This window comes from Hyphomicrobiales bacterium, assembly GCA_002869065.1.
GTDB lineage: Bacteria > Pseudomonadota > Alphaproteobacteria > Rhizobiales > Rhodobiaceae > Rhodobium.
Genome location: PKTR01000002.1, coordinates 1,089,131 through 1,104,962 on the forward strand (window position 1 = coordinate 1,089,131; position 15,832 = coordinate 1,104,962).

Consider the following 15,832-nt stretch of genomic DNA (forward strand, 5'->3'; position numbering starts at 1 on the left):
ACGCGAGAAAACAGAGAGCTAGAGCGCTTCAGTAGCCCGCCGCCAGCGAACTGTCGCGGCGCGGGTCCGAGGCGCCGGCAAGGCCCTCCGGCGTCACCATGATCGACTGGGTCGAGCCCATGGTGCGCTTCTCGGCGACCGTGTGGCCCTTCCCTTCAAGCAGGCGGATCGTGTCGGGGCTGAACCCTTCTTCGAGGCGGATCTCGTCGGGCAGCCACTGGTGGTGCATGCGCGGGGCGAGCGTCGCCTCGGCGATGTTCATGCCGTGGTCGACGACGTTGACGACGATCTGCAGCACGGTGGTGATGATGCGGCTGCCGCCTGGCGACCCGGTGACGAGCAGCGGCTTGCCGTCCTTGAAGACGATGGTCGGGCTCATCGAGGACAGCGGCCGCTTGCGGGCCTCGACCGCGTTCGCCGCGCCGCCGATCAGGCCGTAGGCGTTCGGCACGCCGGGCTTGGCGGAGAAATCGTCGAGCTCGTTGTTGAGCAGCACGCCGGTACCCGGCGCCATGATGCCGACGCCATAGGAAAAGTTCAGCGTGTAGGTGTTGGAGACGGCGTTGCCGGCGGCATCGACCACCGAGAAATGGGTGGTCTGGTCGCTTTCGTAGGCGAGCGGATCGCCGGGGCCGAGGCTTGAGGCCGGCGTCGCCTTTTCCGCGTCGATGGCGTTGCGCAGCGTCGCGGCATAGGCCTTCGAGGTCAGGCCGGCGACCGGCACGGCGACGAAATCCGGATCGCCGAGATAGCGGCTGCGGTCGGCATAGGCGCGCTTCATCGCCTCGGCCATCAGATGGAGCGTGTCGGCGGCGCCGAAGCCGCTTTTGGCGAGATCGAAGCCTTCGAGGATGTTGAGGATCTGGACTATGTGCACACCGCCGGAGCCCGGCGGCGGCATCGAGGCGATGGCGTAGCCGCGATAGCTGCCTGTGACCGGTTGGCGGGTTTTGACCTCGTAGCCTGCGAGGTCATCGGGCGTCATGGTACCGCCGGCGGCGGTGACGGCGGCGGCGATCGCGTTTGCCGTTGCGCCCGTGTAGAAGCCGTCAGCGCCGTCGTCGGCGATGCGCTGCAATGTGTCGGCGAGGTCCGGCTGGCGCAGGATCGTGCCGGGCGCGGGGGCGTTACCGTCCGCATCGTAGAACACCGCGCGGGTCGCGGGGTCCTTCTGCAGGCGCTTAGCGGCCGAGGCGAGCGAGCGGGCGAGGTCGTTGGAGACGGGAAAGCCGTCGCGGGCGAGCGCAATCGCCGGCGCGACCAGCTCGGCAAGCGTGAGTGTCCCGCTGCCATGGTCGCGATGGGCGGCAACGAGGCCGGCGACCGTGCCCGGCACGCCGACAGCGAGCCCGGAGAAGCGGGACTTCTGCGGGTCGGCCTCGCCGTTGTCGTCGAGAAACATATCGCGGGTCGCGGCGGCGGGCGCCGTTTCGCGATAGTCGAGTGCGAGGGTCTTTCCGTCTGTGCCGTCCTTTGCGGCCAGATGGATCAGCATGAAACCGCCGCCGCCGAGATTGCCGGCGCGCGGCAGGGTGACAGCAAGCGCGAAGCCGACGGCGACCGCGGCGTCGACCGCATTGCCGCCCTTTTTTAGGATCTCGACGCCGACGCGGGTGGCGAGGGCCTCCTGGCTGGCGACCATGCCGTTTTGCGCGCTCACCGGGTGGATGCGGTCCATGCCGGAGATGATCGGCAGGGTCTCGGCGCGGGCGGCGGCGGGCAGGGCCGCGAGCAGGGCGATGGTGCTTGCAAGGGCCAGACGGGCGAAATTTCTCGCAAATGCCATGTTGATCCTCCCCAATGGCTGCGCCCATAGTAGCAGCGGTGTCATCACCCGCCCAACGTGGCGATTCGGTGGTGTCGATCATATGGGCCGAAGCGGAGAACAACGAACATGACAGCACGAATGAGCGGTCGGTCCAAAGTTGCGGGTTTGCTTGCGGCGGGTTTCTTTGTCCTTGGCGCGGGTCCCGTGCTTGCCGGCGGGAGCGTCGAATCCGGTGCGGCCATCGCGCAGACCTGGTGCATCAACTGCCACGTCGTCGCCGACGACCAGAGCGTCGCGCGCTCCGAGGCGCCGTCCTTTCAGTCGCTCGGCAGCGATCCGGACCGCACGGCGGAAGGGCTGAAGGCGTTCCTGTTCGACCCGCATCCGCCGATGCCGGACATGAACCTGTCGCGCGACGAGGTCGATGACGTGGTCGCCTATATCCTCAGCTTTTCGAAGAACTGACGTCCGACGTTCTCGTTGTTTCAATCGCGGAATATTGCCATCAGCGGCGCGTGGTAGGACGCGGTCGGCCCGTTGGCGCGCAGCGGCGCGATCGCCTCGTCGAGCAGGGTCTCGTTGTGCACCTCGACGCGGTCGAGATGGGCAAGGAGTGAGCGGCTGACCAGAACGTGGTCGAGCATCAGCGGGCGGCCGAGATGCAGCACGGTGTGGCGCCGGTCGGCGGCGAGCATGCGCTCGACCGGTACCAGCGTGCGGTTGGCAAGTGCCCCGTTGCCGGTGTCGTCGCTTTCCGCAATGGCGATGCGCAGCGCGCTTTCAAACGCATCGGCGTTGAAGTCGCCGACGGCGGCGAGCCGTGTTTCCGGGTCCGCGTCGAACAGGGCGTCGATGGCGCGGCGTAGTTCGGCGGCCTGACCGATGCGCTTCATTGCTGCGATCGCATAGCCTTCGGCCCAGGCGTCGCAGCGTTTCCAGACGGTTGCCGCCTCCTTGCCGCCGGGAATGGGGGCCGCGAGCGGGGCGCGCAGATGGACGTTGAAGACGTGCAGCGGCTTGCCACCCGGCATATCGATCTCGGCGGTCAGGATCGGCCGGTCCCACTCGATCGGCACCGGAACTTCGTCGGGCGGGTCTGCGGTCGAGCGTTGCCACAGCGGCGGGGCGATCAGGTCGTGGCGCAAGAGGCGCGCGTCGCGGATCGGATAGCGGCTCAGGATCGCCAGTGTGTGGATGTCAGGGGCGGGCGACAGGTCACCGCTCCAGGCGCGATGATACAGCTCGACGGGCAGATCGGCGAGCAGCCGGTCGAGCGCAATGGGGCGCCGTCCGCCGCCGCCGGGGATTTTTTGTGCATTGATTTCCTGCAGGCAGAGAATATCGGCATCGAGCCGCTCGATCTGGGGCCGGAGAACGGCAAGCCGCGCATCGAGGGCGGGATCGTCGGCCTTGTCGGTGCCGAAGGATTCCAGATTGAAGGTCGCAAGACGCATGACTGACTCCGCGGTGCCAGTTTGCGCCCGCGGTCGGTCGACGTCCAGCGCATAATCCCGAAAAGTGGGGGCGGTTTTCGGATTGGAATATGCGCTAAAACAAGGGGCTTCGATCGCGTATTGACCGGCGATGGTGCACAGTGCGGCGAAGATTCATTCATCTGAGGTTTGAGGGAGATTGCGATGTCGCGACCCTGTCCCTGCGGGTCCGGAATGCCACTGGAATCCTGTTGCGGCCGCTTCTTGAGCGGCGCGACGGGTGCGGCCACCGCTGAAGAGCTGATGCGTTCGCGCTATACAGCGCATGTGCTCGGCAATGTCGGCTATCTGAAGAACACGCTGTGGCCGGCCTATCAGAAGGCGTTCGATGCCATCGCCGTCGGCGCCTTTGCCTCTGGAAATCGCTGGATCGGGCTCAGCGTGCTTGAGACCGAAGACGGTGGCGCGGATGACGCGACCGGAACGGTGCTGTTCGAGGCGCGGTTTCTTGCCGGCACCGATATGGGCGTGCATCGGGAGTTGAGCCTGTTTCGCAAGAAGGGCGGGCGCTGGTACTATGTCGAAGGGCTGCCGGAGGGCGGAAAGATGCGCCGGATTTAATGTTCGGTATTTGTTCCCAACACATCGAAACCAGATGATCTGAGTCAAGAGTTGGGAACAAAAGTGGAAAATCTGGGATCGGAACGGCGCGTGGCGCGCTGTTTTCGGTTTCGTGGACGGTGTCAGAGCATTTCGCACTCAGGTTGACTCGGCGAGCTGCTCTATCAGCCTGTTTTGCCGCATCTTCGTCGTCGCCCGTTGTTCCAATTGGCTGCACGATACTCTGGAGGAGGGGAAAGCATGACATTTGCAGGCTACAACGTCCTTGCCATCGCGCTGGCCGCATTGGCGGGTTTTATCACCGGTGCCGTCTGGTACGGGTTGCTCGCCAAGCCGTGGATCCGGGCCGCGGGCATCAAGGATGTCAGCAACAAGCCGCCGCTCGGCGCGATGGTGCTTGCCGCGGTGGCCAATCTGGTGATGGCGGTGATGCTGGCCGGTGTGATCGGACATCTCGGCCCCGGCGCGGAACAGGTGACGCTGCGCAACGGCATCGTCTCGGCGCTGTTCATTTGGGTCGGCTTCATCGTCACGACGCAGACGGTCAATTACACCTTCCAGCGGCGGCGGCGAATGCTGTCCGTGATCGATGGGGGGCACTGGCTTTTGGTGCTCGTTGTGCAGGGTGCGCTGATCGGCGTGATGGGTGTCTGATGGGCTTCAGCCGATGTATCGGCGTTTTTCCGCGACGTTTCGCGGCACCTGCCATGCAGTTGAAAACCTGTTTTTTCTGAACGACTTGACGTATAATTCCCACAGCCATGGAGGATGCCATCATGTTGAAGAAGACGGCAATCGCTACCCTTGGACTTGCGGCCGGACTGGTGATGCTGGGCGCGACCGCCGTTCAGGCAGAGAGCTGCTACGATCTCTGGTATGAGCGCAACGCGATCTACGATTCCTACGGTTATTGCTTCAAGACGCGGCTTGGCCGGCAGACCTTCGACAATTCCGATTGCTGGACCAGCAACCCGAGGCTCAGCACGGGTGATCAGCGGCGCGTCGACAGCATCCGCCGCGAGGAGCGCCGGCGCGGCTGCAAGGTCAACTGAGCGTACAGCCCCGAAGGGATGGGGCGCTGCCCGCCGCGCCGTGTCGCTCGGCAGGATGCGGCGATGTGAGATTGTGAACGGACAACGGAGCGGCCGGCGCGATGCGTCGGCCGTTCGTTTTTCAGGCAGCTATTTGCGGATGAAATGCAGGTCGCGATAGCCGGCACGCAGGCGGGCGACTTCCTCGGCGATCGATTCCGGGTTCGAACTGGAAAGCGCGCGGGCGACCAGCATGGCGATCAGCCCGACATCATCGGTGCCGACGCCGAAGCGGACGAGTTCCGGCGTGCCGATGCGGATGCCGTTGAGATCGCCTTCGATGGCGTCCATCGGCAGGCCGATGCCGGAGGTCAGGAATCCGGCCTTGCGCAGGATCTTGGAGGCCGCCTGGCCACCGCCGAACGGGGCGGCTTCGAGCGCGAACTGGTGCGAGCGGGTGAAGCCCTGCTGTTTGGCAAAGACCGCCAGACCGGCGGCGTCGAGCGCTTCGGCGAAGGCCCGCGCAACCTTGATCATGGTCTCGGCATAGGCTTTGCCGTGCTCGCGCCAGTCAAGCAGGGTGAGGGCAAGGGCGGCGGATTTGGCCGCGTCGAAATTCGCCGTCATGCCGGGGAAGGCGATGAAGTCGAGCCTTTCGGCGATTTCAGCGTCATTGGTGACAATCAACCCGCCGGCGGGTCCGCCGAGGCTCTTGTAGGTGCTCATCGTCATGAAATGGGCGCCTTCGTCGAGCGGGTTCGGCCATGCACCACCGGCGATGATGCCGCATTGATGGGCCGCGTCGAACATGACCTTGGCGCCGACCTCATCGGCGATTTCGCGGATCGCGGCGACCGGGTGAGGGAACAGATTGAGACTGCCGCCGATGGTGATCAGCTTCGGGCGGACGGCGCGGGCCTGTTCGCGCAGCGCGCCGAGATCGACCGAATAGCCGTCGGCATCGACCGGCGCCTGGACGATGTTGAGCCCGTAGAGACCGGCGCAGCCGGCCTTCAGGTGGGTGACATGGCCGCCGATTGCGGGCGGCGGCGCGATGATCGTGTTGCCTGGCTCGCAGGTCGCCATGAAGCCGTAGAGATTGGCGATCGAGCCGGAGGGAACGCGGATCTCGGCGAAACGGGCGTTGAATATCTCGGCGGAAAGCTCCGCGGCGATGACCTCGATTTGCTCGATGGCCTCGAGCCCGGTCTCGTATTTGTCGCCGGGATAGCCGAGCGAGGGTCGTGAGCCGAGGCCGGAGGCGAGCAGGGCTTCCGCGCGCGGGTTCATTACGTTGGCCGCGGGATTGAGGTTGAAGCAGTCGCGCTCGTGGATCTCGCGGTTGCGCTTTGCGAGCGCGCCAATGCGGCTGTCGAGTTCATTGGAGCTCACTTCTGACGCGGCGGCGGCGATCGATTGAATCCGTTCTTCGCAATGGTCGGGAACCCAGTCCCGTTTCTGCAATCTGGTCATGCGGCGACTTCCCGTTTTTCCCGGCCCATAGATGAATTGCAGCAGAGAGGCTTGCGGGTTTCAAATCAGAAATATTATTTATCGACGTAGAAAAACTAGGCCTAAGCGATGAGCATCTCTCCGAAACGGCCGAAAGGCCCACCGCTGAACGCCCTGCGCGCCTTCGAGGCGGCGGCGCGACTGAACGGTTTTGCTGCGGCAGCCGAGGAATTGAGCGTGACGCCGGGTGCCGTCGCTCAACACATCAAGGCGCTGGAGGCCTGGGTCGGCGCGCCGCTGTTCGAACGCCGTTCGCAAGGCGTGGCGCTGACGCCGCTCGGTGCGCGCTCGGCGGAACGTTTCAGCGCCGCGTTCGACGCGCTTGGCGATGCGGTCGACGCGCTGCGCGGTCATGCCAGCGGCCAGGAAATCCGTATCGCGGCCATGCCGAGCGTCGCGCAGCTCTGGCTGATGCCGCGGCTGCCGGCGCTTCGTCGAGCGTTGCCGCAGGTCGCCGTCTCGGTGACGGCGAGCGAGGTGCCGCCCAATTTGCGCCGCGAACCCTTCGACCTGTGTCTGTTTTTTCAGGATGGCAGCCGGGTGACGGCTGAGGCGATCCTCGGGCAGGACGTGATCGTGCCGGTCTGCGCGCCGCATATCGCGGCGGCCTTGCGCAACCCGGACGATCTTTCCGGCGCGACGTTCCTGCACGATGCCAACTGGGCAGGCGACTGGCCGTTGTGGCTCGATACCGTTCTTCCCGGTCATCGGATCGACACCACCGGTCCGCTCTACTCGCTCTATGCGATGGCGGTCGAAGAGGCGGTTGCTGGCGCCGGCGTGTTGATGGGGCATACGCTGTTGCTGCAGCGTCAGATCGAAGCCGGGCAACTGGTTCCGCTGTTCGACCGGCCGATGGCGCTCGACCGCTATCTGACGATCACCACCGCGCGGCCGGTCCGCGACGGCTCGCTTCTTGCCGATGTGATTGCCATGCTGGCGGCGTGAGGAATAGCGCCGGCTCGGGTGCGAACCGGCTCGGGCGTCAATGACGCGAGACGGAGCGGTCCCGACTGGCGAAGGGGCAATGGCGGGCGAGCCCGCGATTGCTGTCCTTTGCGGCGGCAGGCCGTTGCGCGAAAATGGTCTCCAGGATGATTTCGTCGTGGCGCACATTCTGCGGCCGCGGCGGGACCGTAATGTCGCCGTGGTGCCGGATGCCCAGTCTGGCCAGCAGATCGAGAACCTCCATCCCGAGACCTCCCGTCGCGAAAGGAATGCCGGACTTTACCGTGTATGAGGAAACTTTCCTTGATCTCACGCAACGTCGTGGAGGCCGCGTTAACCATTCGGTAACCATACGCCCGGCAAATTCTGCCTAGTGCCCAAAGCGGTGTCTGCAGCGCCGCGAATCCGACCAGGGATGGATCCTCAGCATGAGCGACGCGACGGCAGGCGGTGTGCCTACGACGCAATCGAACGGCCCGGTCGCGGGCGGTTCGGCTGGCGGCGGTGCGCCCGCGGGTGGCGGCGGGCCCGCATTGCCGAGCTTCGGGTCGCTGGTCGATCTCCTAAAGCGCGGCGATATCGCGCTCGCGCTCGGCGTCATCATGATCCTGGTCGTGCTGATCCTGCCGATGCCGGCGATGATGCTCGACCTCTTCCTCGCCATCTCGATCATCTTTTCGGTGCTGATCCTGATGACGTCGCTGTTCATCCAGGGACCGCTCGAGTTTTCCGCCTTTCCGACGGTGCTTCTTATCGCGACGATGCTGCGGCTGGCCCTCAACCTCGCCTCGACCCGCCTCATTCTCGCCTATGGCCATGAGGGCACGGATGCGGCCGGCAGCGTCATCCAGGCCTTCGGCCATTTCGTGATGCGCGGCAATTTCGTCATCGGCATCATCGTCTTCGCCATCCTGGTGATCGTCAATTTCGTGGTCATCACAAAGGGTTCGGGCCGCATCGCCGAAGTCGCCGCCCGCTTCACCCTCGACGCCATGCCGGGCAAGCAGATGGCGATCGATGCCGATCTTTCCGCCGGGCTGATCGATGAGGGCGAAGCGCGCAAGCGGCGCAGCAATCTGGAAAACGAATCGTCCTTCTTCGGCGCCATGGACGGTGCCTCGAAATTCGTGCGCGGCGACGCGATCGCCGGCCTGCTGATTACCTTCATCAACATCATCGGCGGCATCGTCATCGGCGTCGCGCAAATGGACCTGTCGTTCGCCGAGGCCGGCCATGCGTATACGCTGCTGACCGTCGGTGACGGTCTGGTCAGTCAGATCCCGGCGCTGATCGTGTCGACCGCGGCCGGTCTTCTCGTCTCCAAGGCCGGCGTGCAGGGTGCTGCCGACAAGGCGCTGTTCCAGCAGCTCTCGGGCTATCCGAAGGCGCTCGGCATGTCGTCTTTCGTGATGGTGGTGATGTCGGTACTGCCGGGCATGCCGATGCTGCCGTTCCTGGCGCTCGCGGGCGGCGCGGGCGCACTCGCCTATTACGCCGACAAGAGGCACAAGCGCGAAGCGGTTGCCGAAAAGATCGCCGAGGCGAAGGCCGAGCTGCCGGCGGAACCGGTCGAGCCGCCGATCACCGATTCGCTGAAGATGGACAATCTGCGGCTCGAACTCGGCTACGGGCTGCTGCCGCTGATCAATGGCGGTCACGGTGCCGACCGCCTTACCGACCAGATCAAGGCGCTGCGCCGCCAGCTCGCCAGCGATCTCGGTGTGATCATGCCGCCGGTGCGCATCCTCGACAACGTCCAACTCGAGCCGAACAACTATCTGATCAAGGTGAAGGAGATCGAGGCGGGCAAGGGTCTGGTCTATCCCAACCAGTATATGGTGATGGATCCGATGGGAGCGCAGATCGACCTGCCGGGCGTGCACACGACCGAGCCGACCTTCGGTCTGCCGGCAACGTGGGTCGACGCCAATCTGCGCGAGGAAGCCTCGATCAAGGGCTACACGGTGGTCGATCCGGCCACCGTCATCTCGACGCATCTGACCGAGCTGTTGAAGGCGAATATCGCCGAACTCTTGTCCTATGCCGATGTGCAGAAGCTGCTCAACGACCTGCCGAACGAACAGTCGAAGCTGGTGGAGGACATCGTGCCGACGCAGATCACGGTTTCGGGGATCCAGCGGGTGCTGCAGACGCTTCTGACCGAGCGGGTGTCGATCCGCGATCTGCCGACCATTCTCGAAGGCATCGCGGAAGCAGTCAGCTATACGCGCTCGTCGCAGCAGATCACCGAGCATGTGCGCGGCCGGCTGGCGCGGCAGATCTGCGCCCAGCATATGGCGCCGGGCGGCTACCTGCCGTTGATCAGCCTCAGCCCGCAATGGGAACAGGCGTTCGGCGAAGCGCTTATCGGCGACGGCGAGGACCGCCATCTGGCGATGGCGCCGTCGAAGCTGCAGGAATTCGTCGCCAAGGTGCGGGATTCGTTCGAGGCGGCGGCGCGCGCCGGCGAGGTGCCGGTGCTTTTGACCTCACCGATGGCGCGGCCCTTCGTGCGCTCCATCGTCGAGCGCTTCCGCTCGCACACCACCGTGCTCAGCCAGAACGAGATCCACGCGCGGGCGCGGCTGAAGACGATCGGTAGCGTGTAGGCGCTACGCACTTCGCGCAGGCGCTACGCTTTCCGGCCCGCTGAATTAGCCGGCGATTTCCGAAAATTCGATATCGACCATGATGTCGTGGGCGATGTGTTCGAGCGCATCGCGCACGGTGTCGAGTTCGAGGCCATCGGGAACGATGATTTCGGCCTCGGCCGAGAACAGCGCTTCGCCCGACATTGAGCCGGCGAAGACCCTGGTGCGCAGTTCCTCGACGCTGACGCCGTGCTGGGCGAGCGCGGCGGCGACGTCGCGGACGATGCCGGCCTGGTCCTGGCCGGTTACCTCGAGATGCACCTTGCTGCCGGTCAACACCTGGGACGGTGCGTTGTGGCGGATGCTGACGGAGATACCGTGTTCGGAAAGCGCCTCGAGTGCGGTTTCGAGCCCGGTTGCCTTGTCATCGGGCACGGCGACGCGGACGATGCCGGCGAACTCGCCGCCGAGACGCGCCATGGCGCTGTCGATCCAGTTGCCGCCATTGTTGGCAACCGTATCGGCGACGGAGCGGACCAGACCCGGCCGGTCGGGGGCAATCACGGTCAGGATGATTTCGATGGTCATGGCGGCGCTTCTCCCGGTTTCCGTCGTTCGTTGCGCGCCTTTTAACGGGCCGGCTGCACCGGCGCGAGCGCGTTCGCGACGTTTGCCGCGATTGTTGCGTCATCACACGGCGGAAACAAGACGCAATCGGCCGCGCGTCCGGTGCAGGGCATCATTGCTTTGCCGAAGGCTTCTTCATGCCGTGGATACGGGTTAGAACGCGACCTGACGAAACCCGACAAGCGAGGCCGCAGACGTGAGCGACGGCGAAGAACTGACCGATGTCCCCGCCGGCAAGATGGCGACGGTGATCACCCATCTGGAGATGACGGCGCTGCCGGATCTGCCCGACGCGCCGCTGCCCGATGGCATCACGCTGCAGCATTTCGTCAAGCCGGATCTCACCTGGTACCGCGATCTGCAGCGCCGGGTCGGCGAACCGTGGCTGTGGTATCTGCGTCCGGCGATGGACGATGCCGCGCTGTCGGCGATCATTCATGACGACCGGGTCGAGGTGCATGCGCTGATGGCCGATGGTCGGGCCGAAGGTATCGTCGAACTCGACAAGCGCGTTCCCGGCGAAGTGGAGCTTGCCTATTTCGGCGTCACGCCGGCGATGATCGGCCGCGGCACGGGACGGGCGATGATGACGGCGACGCTCAGGCTGGCATTTGCAGACGACCCGAAGCGGGTGTGGGTGCATACGTGCACGGCCGACCATCCGGCGGCGCTCGGCTTCTATCTCCGCTCGGGCTTTCGGGCCACCAAGCGGCAATTCGGGCTCGACGACGACCCGCGCGCCATCGGCGTGCTGCCGGTCGATGCCGCGCCGCATATCCCCTTCATCTGAGGCAGATACCCGCCCCCGCGGGGGCGGGGCTCCATGTCACTGCCCGAGGTTCGGCAATCAGTGCTATAATGGCGCTCTTCGCGGGAGGGGAAACCCTTCCTCGCGAAAGGCGGCGCGGGCCCGCGAAGCTGTTGCACCTGCCGCCGAAGGGAGCCACATGAGATGCGTTCCCGCCTGTTTCTTTCCCATCTGTTCGCTGCCGGCGGTCTTTCGCTGTTGATCGTCGGAGCCTTTCTCGCCGGGCCGGTGTTCGCCGAGCCCGTCGGCGTCACCCGCGAGGCGGTGGTGGAGGTTCTCAATGTCCTCAAACTGCCGGTGACCCTGCGCACGAGCGAGGCCGGTACGCCGGCCATCGACACGACGATCGGCGATGTCGCGACGACGCTGCAGCTCGGCGACTGCTCCGGCGAGCCCGCGGTCTGCAAGGACGTTGCCTTCATCGCCACTTTCGACGAGACCGAGGTGCCCGACATTGCCGGCGCGGTGGCGCGCAACGGCACATGGTCGTTCGCCAAGACCTTCATCGATCCCGATGCCGGGGTGCCCGGCGCGGAGATGGCGTTGACGCTTGTCTCCGGCGATCTGCAACTTCGCCTGTCGGCGGCGGTTGATCTGTGGCGCTCACTGACCACAGGTCTGGTTGAGGGCTTCCCGGCCGAGCCGCAGGAGAGCGTTCTTTCCGATACGGTGCTGACCAGCGCCATGATGACATCGCCGGCGATGGTCGGCGCCCTGTTTGCGCCGAAGGAGGATGTGCCGGAGCGGCAGAAACTGTGGTCGGTGCGGTCCGAGACGCTGGTCGAGATGCTAAAAAAACTCGGCTATGAGGTCAGCCCGGCCAATGATGACGGCAGCATGCTGTGGGTCGAGGTCGCCGGGTTGCGAGGTTTGCTCAGCCCGCGTTTCTGCAACGAAAAATTCAAGCATTGCGGGCTGCTGTCGATCGTCCATGTGCGCGAGGCACGCGGCGACGAAACCAACGAGGCGCTGAACGAGTTCAACGTCACGGAATGGTTCGTGCGGGCGTTCTTCGCCGAGGACGGACGGCTGATCTTTTCCTTCGACGCGCCGGTCTTTGAAGGTATGAGCCTCGCCGACCTCGACCGCTATCTGTCGGTCTGGCAGGGCACGGTGGTCGGCTTCGAGGACTTCATGGACGAGCGGGAATAGAGCGTATTCCCGAAAAGTGGGCACCGGTTTTCGGACAAGAATACGCGGAGAAAAAGCAGCGTATTCCCGGACCGAAGGTCGGTGTCGGCGAACGTGGGTATCCGCTCAGACGACGCGTTCCGGGAACAGCGCGGCAATCGCCTCGCGGTTTGCCGCGCACACGCCGCGCTCGGTGATGAGCCCGGTGACGAGGCGCGCCGGCGTGACGTCGAAGGCCGGGTTCGCCGCACCCGACCCTTCGGCCAGAATGGCGATGGTCTCGACGTCGCCCTGTTCCGTCAGACCGGTCAGGTGGGTGACCTCGGTCGCGTCGCGTTCCTCGATGGGGATTTCGGCAAGGCCATCCGACAGCCGGAAATCGATCGTCGGCGAGGGCAGGGCGACATAGAACGGGATGCCGTTGTCGTGGGCCGCAAGCGCTTTCAGATAGGTGCCGATCTTGTTGCAGACGTCGCCCGACGCGGTGGTGCGGTCGGTGCCGGTGATCACCAGATCGACCTTGCCGTGCTGCATCAGATGGCCGCCGGCATTATCGACGATGAGGGTGTGCGGCACGCCGTGATGGGCGAGTTCCCAGGCGGTCAGCGAGGCGCCCTGATTGCGCGGGCGGGTCTCGTCGACCCAGACATGGACGGGGATGCCCTCGTCATGCGCCATGTAGACGGGTGCCGTCGCCGTGCCCCAGTCGACCGTGGCAAGCCAGCCGGCATTGCAGTGGGTGAGGATATTGACCGGTTCGCCGGCCGGCTTCTTCGCGGCGATCTCGCGGATGATTGCGAGCCCGTTGCGGCCGATGCCGGCGTTGATCTCGACGTCCTCGTCGCAGATCTCTGCAGCGCGCTTGTAGGCGGCGGCCGCGCGGTCATCCGGCGCGAGGGGGGCGAGCACCTGGCGCATCTCGCCGAGCGCCCACAAAAGGTTGATCGCGGTCGGCCGGGTCGCGGCGAGCACCTTTTCGGCCGTATCCAGGCCGGCATCGCTCGGATCGGCGCGCATGGCGAGCGCGACGCCATAGGCTGCCGTTGCTCCGATCAGCGGCGCGCCGCGCACTTGCATCACCTTGATGGCGTGCGCCGCGTCTTCCAGCGTCTTCAGCGGCACGGTGGTGAAGACATGCGGGAAGCGGGTCTGGTCGATGATCGTGACCGTCCAGCCGTCGTCGTCGAGCCAGATCGTGCGATAGGGCGTTCCGTCGATCTTCATGGAAAAGTCCTTTTTCTCAATCGAAGTGGCCGAAGACCAGATAGGTGCGCTCGTGCCAGACAAGCTTGGCGAAACCGGCGGTGCTTGCGGGCGCGCAGGCCGAGGGCGTGAAGCCCTGCGGGATCATCGCCTGAACCTCGGCCCGCAATTCATGCGACGCCATGATATCGAGCCCGCTGGTACGCCGGAAGGAGGCGTATTTCACGCCCGCCTTGCTGGCCAGCACGATCGTCCACTCCATCTCGTCGCCGCGATAGCCGGCGTCGGCGAGCGCGGTGTTGATGCGCGTGCTGTCGGGTTCATTCGGCTCAACGGTGGTGTGATAGGGGTAGAGCACGCAGGCGGTATCGGGCTTTTCGTCGGTCAGTGCGGCGAGGCGCGCGGTCGCGCCGACAGCGATTGCTTCCAGCGCGTCTTTCTTGACGACGGGCTCCTCGCTGCCGCAGCCGGCAAGCGCTATGGCAACGCCTGCTGCCCATAAGGCAGTGCGAAGGGTGCGCGGGATGGCGGCGGGGCGATGTTTCATCTGACTATCCTGCGTCACGCCGGTTTCTTCACGCCGAGTACATGGGCGCCGGTCGCCTGTTCGAGCGCTTTCGGATCGACCGAGAAAACGCAGCGCGGGGTGCCGGCTGCCGCCCACACCACGTCGAAGGCAATCAAATCCTCGTCCATGTAGGTGGCGAGCGGCGCGTCGTGGCCGATCGGCGGGATGCCGCCGATGGCGTAGCCGGTCAGCGCGCGCACATCGTTGGCGTCGGGGCGCTTCAGCTTTTCGCCGAGGTGGGCGGCGACGCCCTTTTCATCGACCCGGTTCGCCCCGGAAACGAGGAACAGATACGGCGTGTCGGTGTCGCGGCCGCGAAAGATCAGTGATTTGACGATCTGTCCGACGGTGCACTGGCAGGCGGCGGCGGCTTCATCCGCCGTGCGGGTCGAATCCGGCATCTCGAGCACGGTCACGGCAAGGCCTGCGGCACCGGCGGCATCGGCTACCTTTTGCGCGCTTTTCGGCAATTCGGACATTGGTGGAACCTCGGGTCGCTTGCGGGCGGTAACCTTAAAGGCATGGCCGGCAGGGCCGGGAGTGTCAAGCGCGGTAACGATCTGTTAAGAAAAGGAGCGAGGGGCGTGGGTCATGGGTGCGTGACCTGGAGGTCGAGAGGACCGGAATGAGCGAGATGGACGATAATGTCGTGCCGCACGCGCGCGTGCGCAGTTTGCGCGATGCGGTTCGCAAGGCACGTCTGGCCGAAGTCGAGCGCGACGATGCGATCGAGGAGCGGCGCGAAACCGAGGTGACCCGGCTCGATCTTCTGCTCGAGGATCTGAAAGCCGTCATCGACGAGATTCCGACCGGCGACGAACGCTTCGTTTTCGAGATCACGCGCGGGACCGCGCCGCGCCTGTGGGTCGACGCGACCGCGCATGTGGCGGTTGCCCGCGATGCCCGTACCTATCGTTTCCTGTCCGACACCCGGCTCGGCCGGGTCGTGCTCGCCGAGAGCGACGACATGGAACTCGTTTCCGAACGGGTCACCACCTATGTCGCCGACCGCATGGTCGAGCGCGAACGTGCCATCGAGGCCGACTGGCAGGTGCAGCGGCTGAACGAAAAGGCGGCCGCCGAGGCCGAGGAAGCGGCGAAGGCTCTGGCTGCCGCCAAGGAAGCCGGCGACGAGCCGGTTGCCGAGAAGCAGCCGACGGGCGGAGGCGGCACCGTGCTCGGGCTGGTGCTCGGTGCGCTGATCGGCGCAGCGGCGTTGGCGGGATATCTGCACTATGCCGGCATCGTCGACATGGTGAAGCTGCTCAATCTGCCGACGACCTTCCCGGCAGAAAGCGCTTCGACGGAGACCCCGGCACCGGCTGTTGGCGAACCGGCAACCGGTTCGGAAACCGCTGCCCCGCAGGGCTCGTTCCCGGCAATTCCGCATGAGGCGACCAAGGATGCCGCCGAAAGCGCCACGGGCGGCCCGGCTGCGGAAACCGCGCCGGCGCAGTAGGGTTCTGTTGCCGGTGGCTTTTTCTTGTCATCCTCCGGCTTGACCGGAGGAACGCCCTCGACTCGGGTCGACGTGCATTTGCGCGCCTGATGTCGCATGTTCCTCCTTGCCAAGATTCTTGACCACCATTCC

16 protein-coding genes and 1 pseudogene are annotated in these 15,832 nt (G+C 65.2%); 9 read left to right on the forward strand and 8 right to left on the reverse strand.

Features of this window, described 5'->3' with window-relative positions:
* Positions 1 to 28: 28 nt before the first annotated feature.
* The gene (gene ggt / locus C0606_08710) at positions 29 to 1,831 is read right to left on the reverse strand and encodes a gamma-glutamyltransferase (protein ID PLX38284.1); all 1,803 of its coding nucleotides are present in this window, start codon (positions 1,829 to 1,831) and stop codon (positions 29 to 31) included.
* Between the two features lie 75 nt (positions 1,832 to 1,906).
* On the opposite strand from ggt, the gene C0606_08715 reads away from it, so the two are divergent.
* A complete protein-coding gene (locus tag C0606_08715; GenBank protein PLX38285.1) occupies positions 1,907 to 2,233 on the forward strand; it encodes a cytochrome C552 in 327 nt (108 codons plus the stop codon).
* 20 nt (positions 2,234 to 2,253) lie between these two features.
* Here C0606_08715 and C0606_08720 read toward each other — a convergent pair whose 3' ends face one another.
* The gene (locus C0606_08720) at positions 2,254 to 3,222 is read right to left on the reverse strand and encodes an endonuclease (GenBank protein ID PLX38286.1); all 969 of its coding nucleotides are present in this window, start codon (positions 3,220 to 3,222) and stop codon (positions 2,254 to 2,256) included.
* A 183-nt stretch (positions 3,223 to 3,405) separates the two neighbouring features.
* On the opposite strand from C0606_08720, the gene C0606_08725 reads away from it, so the two are divergent.
* The 3 genes from C0606_08725 to C0606_08735 all read left to right on the forward strand — a co-directional run bounded on the left by C0606_08725 (position 3,406) and on the right by C0606_08735 (position 4,874).
* Positions 3,406 to 3,822, forward strand: a complete 417-nt coding sequence (locus C0606_08725; protein PLX38287.1) for a zinc chelation protein SecC — start codon at positions 3,406 to 3,408, stop codon at positions 3,820 to 3,822.
* Positions 3,823 to 4,062: 240 nt separating this feature from the next.
* Positions 4,063 to 4,476, forward strand: coding sequence for a DUF1761 domain-containing protein (locus C0606_08730; GenBank protein ID PLX38288.1), 414 nt, complete (start codon positions 4,063 to 4,065; stop codon positions 4,474 to 4,476).
* 107 nt (positions 4,477 to 4,583) lie between these two features.
* A complete protein-coding gene (locus tag C0606_08735; protein PLX38289.1) occupies positions 4,584 to 4,874 on the forward strand; it encodes a YARHG domain-containing protein in 291 nt (96 codons plus the stop codon).
* Positions 4,875 to 5,003: 129 nt separating this feature from the next.
* On the opposite strand, the gene C0606_08740 is transcribed toward C0606_08735, so the two are convergent.
* Positions 5,004 to 6,326: a serine hydroxymethyltransferase gene (locus tag C0606_08740; protein PLX38290.1), complete on the reverse strand. Its 1,323-nt coding sequence runs from the start codon at positions 6,324 to 6,326 to the stop codon at positions 5,004 to 5,006.
* Positions 6,327 to 6,434: 108 nt separating this feature from the next.
* Here C0606_08740 and C0606_08745 point away from each other — a divergent pair, with 108 nt between their 5' ends.
* Entirely contained in the window at positions 6,435 to 7,313 is an 879-nt protein-coding gene (locus C0606_08745; protein ID PLX38291.1) for a LysR family transcriptional regulator, read from the forward strand.
* 37 nt (positions 7,314 to 7,350) lie between these two features.
* Here the strand turns inward: C0606_08745 and C0606_08750 are convergent, their stop codons facing one another.
* A complete protein-coding gene (locus C0606_08750) occupies positions 7,351 to 7,557 on the reverse strand; it encodes a hypothetical protein (GenBank protein PLX38292.1) in 207 nt (68 codons plus the stop codon).
* Positions 7,558 to 7,741: 184 nt separating this feature from the next.
* Here C0606_08750 and flhA point away from each other — a divergent pair, with 184 nt between their 5' ends.
* Positions 7,742 to 9,922 carry a flagellar biosynthesis protein FlhA gene (gene flhA, locus C0606_08755; GenBank protein ID PLX38293.1) on the forward strand — a complete coding sequence of 727 codons (2,181 nt, stop codon included), beginning with the start codon at positions 7,742 to 7,744 and terminating at the stop codon, positions 9,920 to 9,922.
* 45 nt (positions 9,923 to 9,967) lie between these two features.
* Here the strand turns inward: flhA and C0606_08760 are convergent, their stop codons facing one another.
* Positions 9,968 to 10,492, reverse strand: coding sequence for an amino acid-binding protein (locus C0606_08760; protein ID PLX38294.1), 525 nt, complete (start codon positions 10,490 to 10,492; stop codon positions 9,968 to 9,970).
* Positions 10,493 to 10,769: 277 nt separating this feature from the next.
* Between C0606_08760 and C0606_08765 the strand changes: the two genes are divergently transcribed.
* Positions 10,770 to 11,321, forward strand: a complete 552-nt coding sequence (locus C0606_08765; GenBank protein ID PLX38765.1) for a GNAT family N-acetyltransferase — start codon at positions 10,770 to 10,772, stop codon at positions 11,319 to 11,321.
* A 162-nt stretch (positions 11,322 to 11,483) separates the two neighbouring features.
* The gene (locus tag C0606_08770; protein PLX38295.1) at positions 11,484 to 12,491 is read left to right on the forward strand and encodes a hypothetical protein; all 1,008 of its coding nucleotides are present in this window, start codon (positions 11,484 to 11,486) and stop codon (positions 12,489 to 12,491) included.
* Positions 12,492 to 12,596: 105 nt separating this feature from the next.
* Here the strand turns inward: C0606_08770 and mtnA are convergent, their stop codons facing one another.
* The 3 genes from mtnA to C0606_08785 are packed head-to-tail and all read right to left on the reverse strand — an operon-like array spanning position 12,597 to position 14,720.
* Positions 12,597 to 13,694, reverse strand: coding sequence for an S-methyl-5-thioribose-1-phosphate isomerase (gene mtnA, locus C0606_08775; protein ID PLX38296.1), 1,098 nt, complete (start codon positions 13,692 to 13,694; stop codon positions 12,597 to 12,599).
* Between the two features lie 16 nt (positions 13,695 to 13,710).
* A complete protein-coding gene (locus C0606_08780) occupies positions 13,711 to 14,220 on the reverse strand; it encodes a hypothetical protein (GenBank protein ID PLX38297.1) in 510 nt (169 codons plus the stop codon).
* 14 nt (positions 14,221 to 14,234) lie between these two features.
* Positions 14,235 to 14,720 (reverse strand): hypothetical protein, encoded by a 486-nt coding sequence (locus tag C0606_08785; protein PLX38298.1) that lies wholly within the window; start codon positions 14,718 to 14,720, stop codon positions 14,235 to 14,237.
* Positions 14,721 to 14,875: 155 nt separating this feature from the next.
* On the opposite strand from C0606_08785, the pseudogene C0606_08790 reads away from it, so the two are divergent.
* Positions 14,876 to 15,460 (forward strand): annotated as a pseudogene (locus tag C0606_08790) (hypothetical protein).
* Positions 15,461 to 15,832 lie beyond the last annotated feature (372 nt).

Excerpts from the sequence above, each read along its gene's own strand:
- C0606_08740 (PLX38290.1), bottom strand. The coding sequence starts at position 6,326 with ATGACCAGATTGCAGAAACGGGACTGGGTTCCCGACCATTGCGAAGAA.
- C0606_08730 (PLX38288.1), top strand. The coding sequence starts at position 4,063 with ATGACATTTGCAGGCTACAACGTCCTTGCCATCGCGCTGGCCGCATTG.
- C0606_08735 (PLX38289.1), top strand. The coding sequence starts at position 4,584 with ATGGAGGATGCCATCATGTTGAAGAAGACGGCAATCGCTACCCTTGGA.
- C0606_08750 (PLX38292.1), bottom strand. The coding sequence starts at position 7,557 with ATGGAGGTTCTCGATCTGCTGGCCAGACTGGGCATCCGGCACCACGGC.
- C0606_08715 (PLX38285.1), top strand. The coding sequence starts at position 1,907 with ATGAGCGGTCGGTCCAAAGTTGCGGGTTTGCTTGCGGCGGGTTTCTTT.
- C0606_08720 (PLX38286.1), bottom strand. The coding sequence starts at position 3,222 with ATGCGTCTTGCGACCTTCAATCTGGAATCCTTCGGCACCGACAAGGCC.
- C0606_08765 (PLX38765.1), top strand. The coding sequence starts at position 10,770 with ATGGCGACGGTGATCACCCATCTGGAGATGACGGCGCTGCCGGATCTG.
- flhA (PLX38293.1), top strand. The coding sequence starts at position 7,742 with ATGAGCGACGCGACGGCAGGCGGTGTGCCTACGACGCAATCGAACGGC.
- mtnA (PLX38296.1), bottom strand. The coding sequence starts at position 13,694 with ATGAAGATCGACGGAACGCCCTATCGCACGATCTGGCTCGACGACGAC.
- C0606_08760 (PLX38294.1), bottom strand. The coding sequence starts at position 10,492 with ATGACCATCGAAATCATCCTGACCGTGATTGCCCCCGACCGGCCGGGT.
- C0606_08785 (PLX38298.1), bottom strand. The coding sequence starts at position 14,720 with ATGTCCGAATTGCCGAAAAGCGCGCAAAAGGTAGCCGATGCCGCCGGT.
- C0606_08725 (PLX38287.1), top strand. The coding sequence starts at position 3,406 with ATGTCGCGACCCTGTCCCTGCGGGTCCGGAATGCCACTGGAATCCTGT.
- ggt (PLX38284.1), bottom strand. The coding sequence starts at position 1,831 with ATGACACCGCTGCTACTATGGGCGCAGCCATTGGGGAGGATCAACATG.
- C0606_08745 (PLX38291.1), top strand. The coding sequence starts at position 6,435 with ATGAGCATCTCTCCGAAACGGCCGAAAGGCCCACCGCTGAACGCCCTG.
- C0606_08770 (PLX38295.1), top strand. The coding sequence starts at position 11,484 with ATGCGTTCCCGCCTGTTTCTTTCCCATCTGTTCGCTGCCGGCGGTCTT.
- C0606_08780 (PLX38297.1), bottom strand. The coding sequence starts at position 14,220 with ATGAAACATCGCCCCGCCGCCATCCCGCGCACCCTTCGCACTGCCTTA.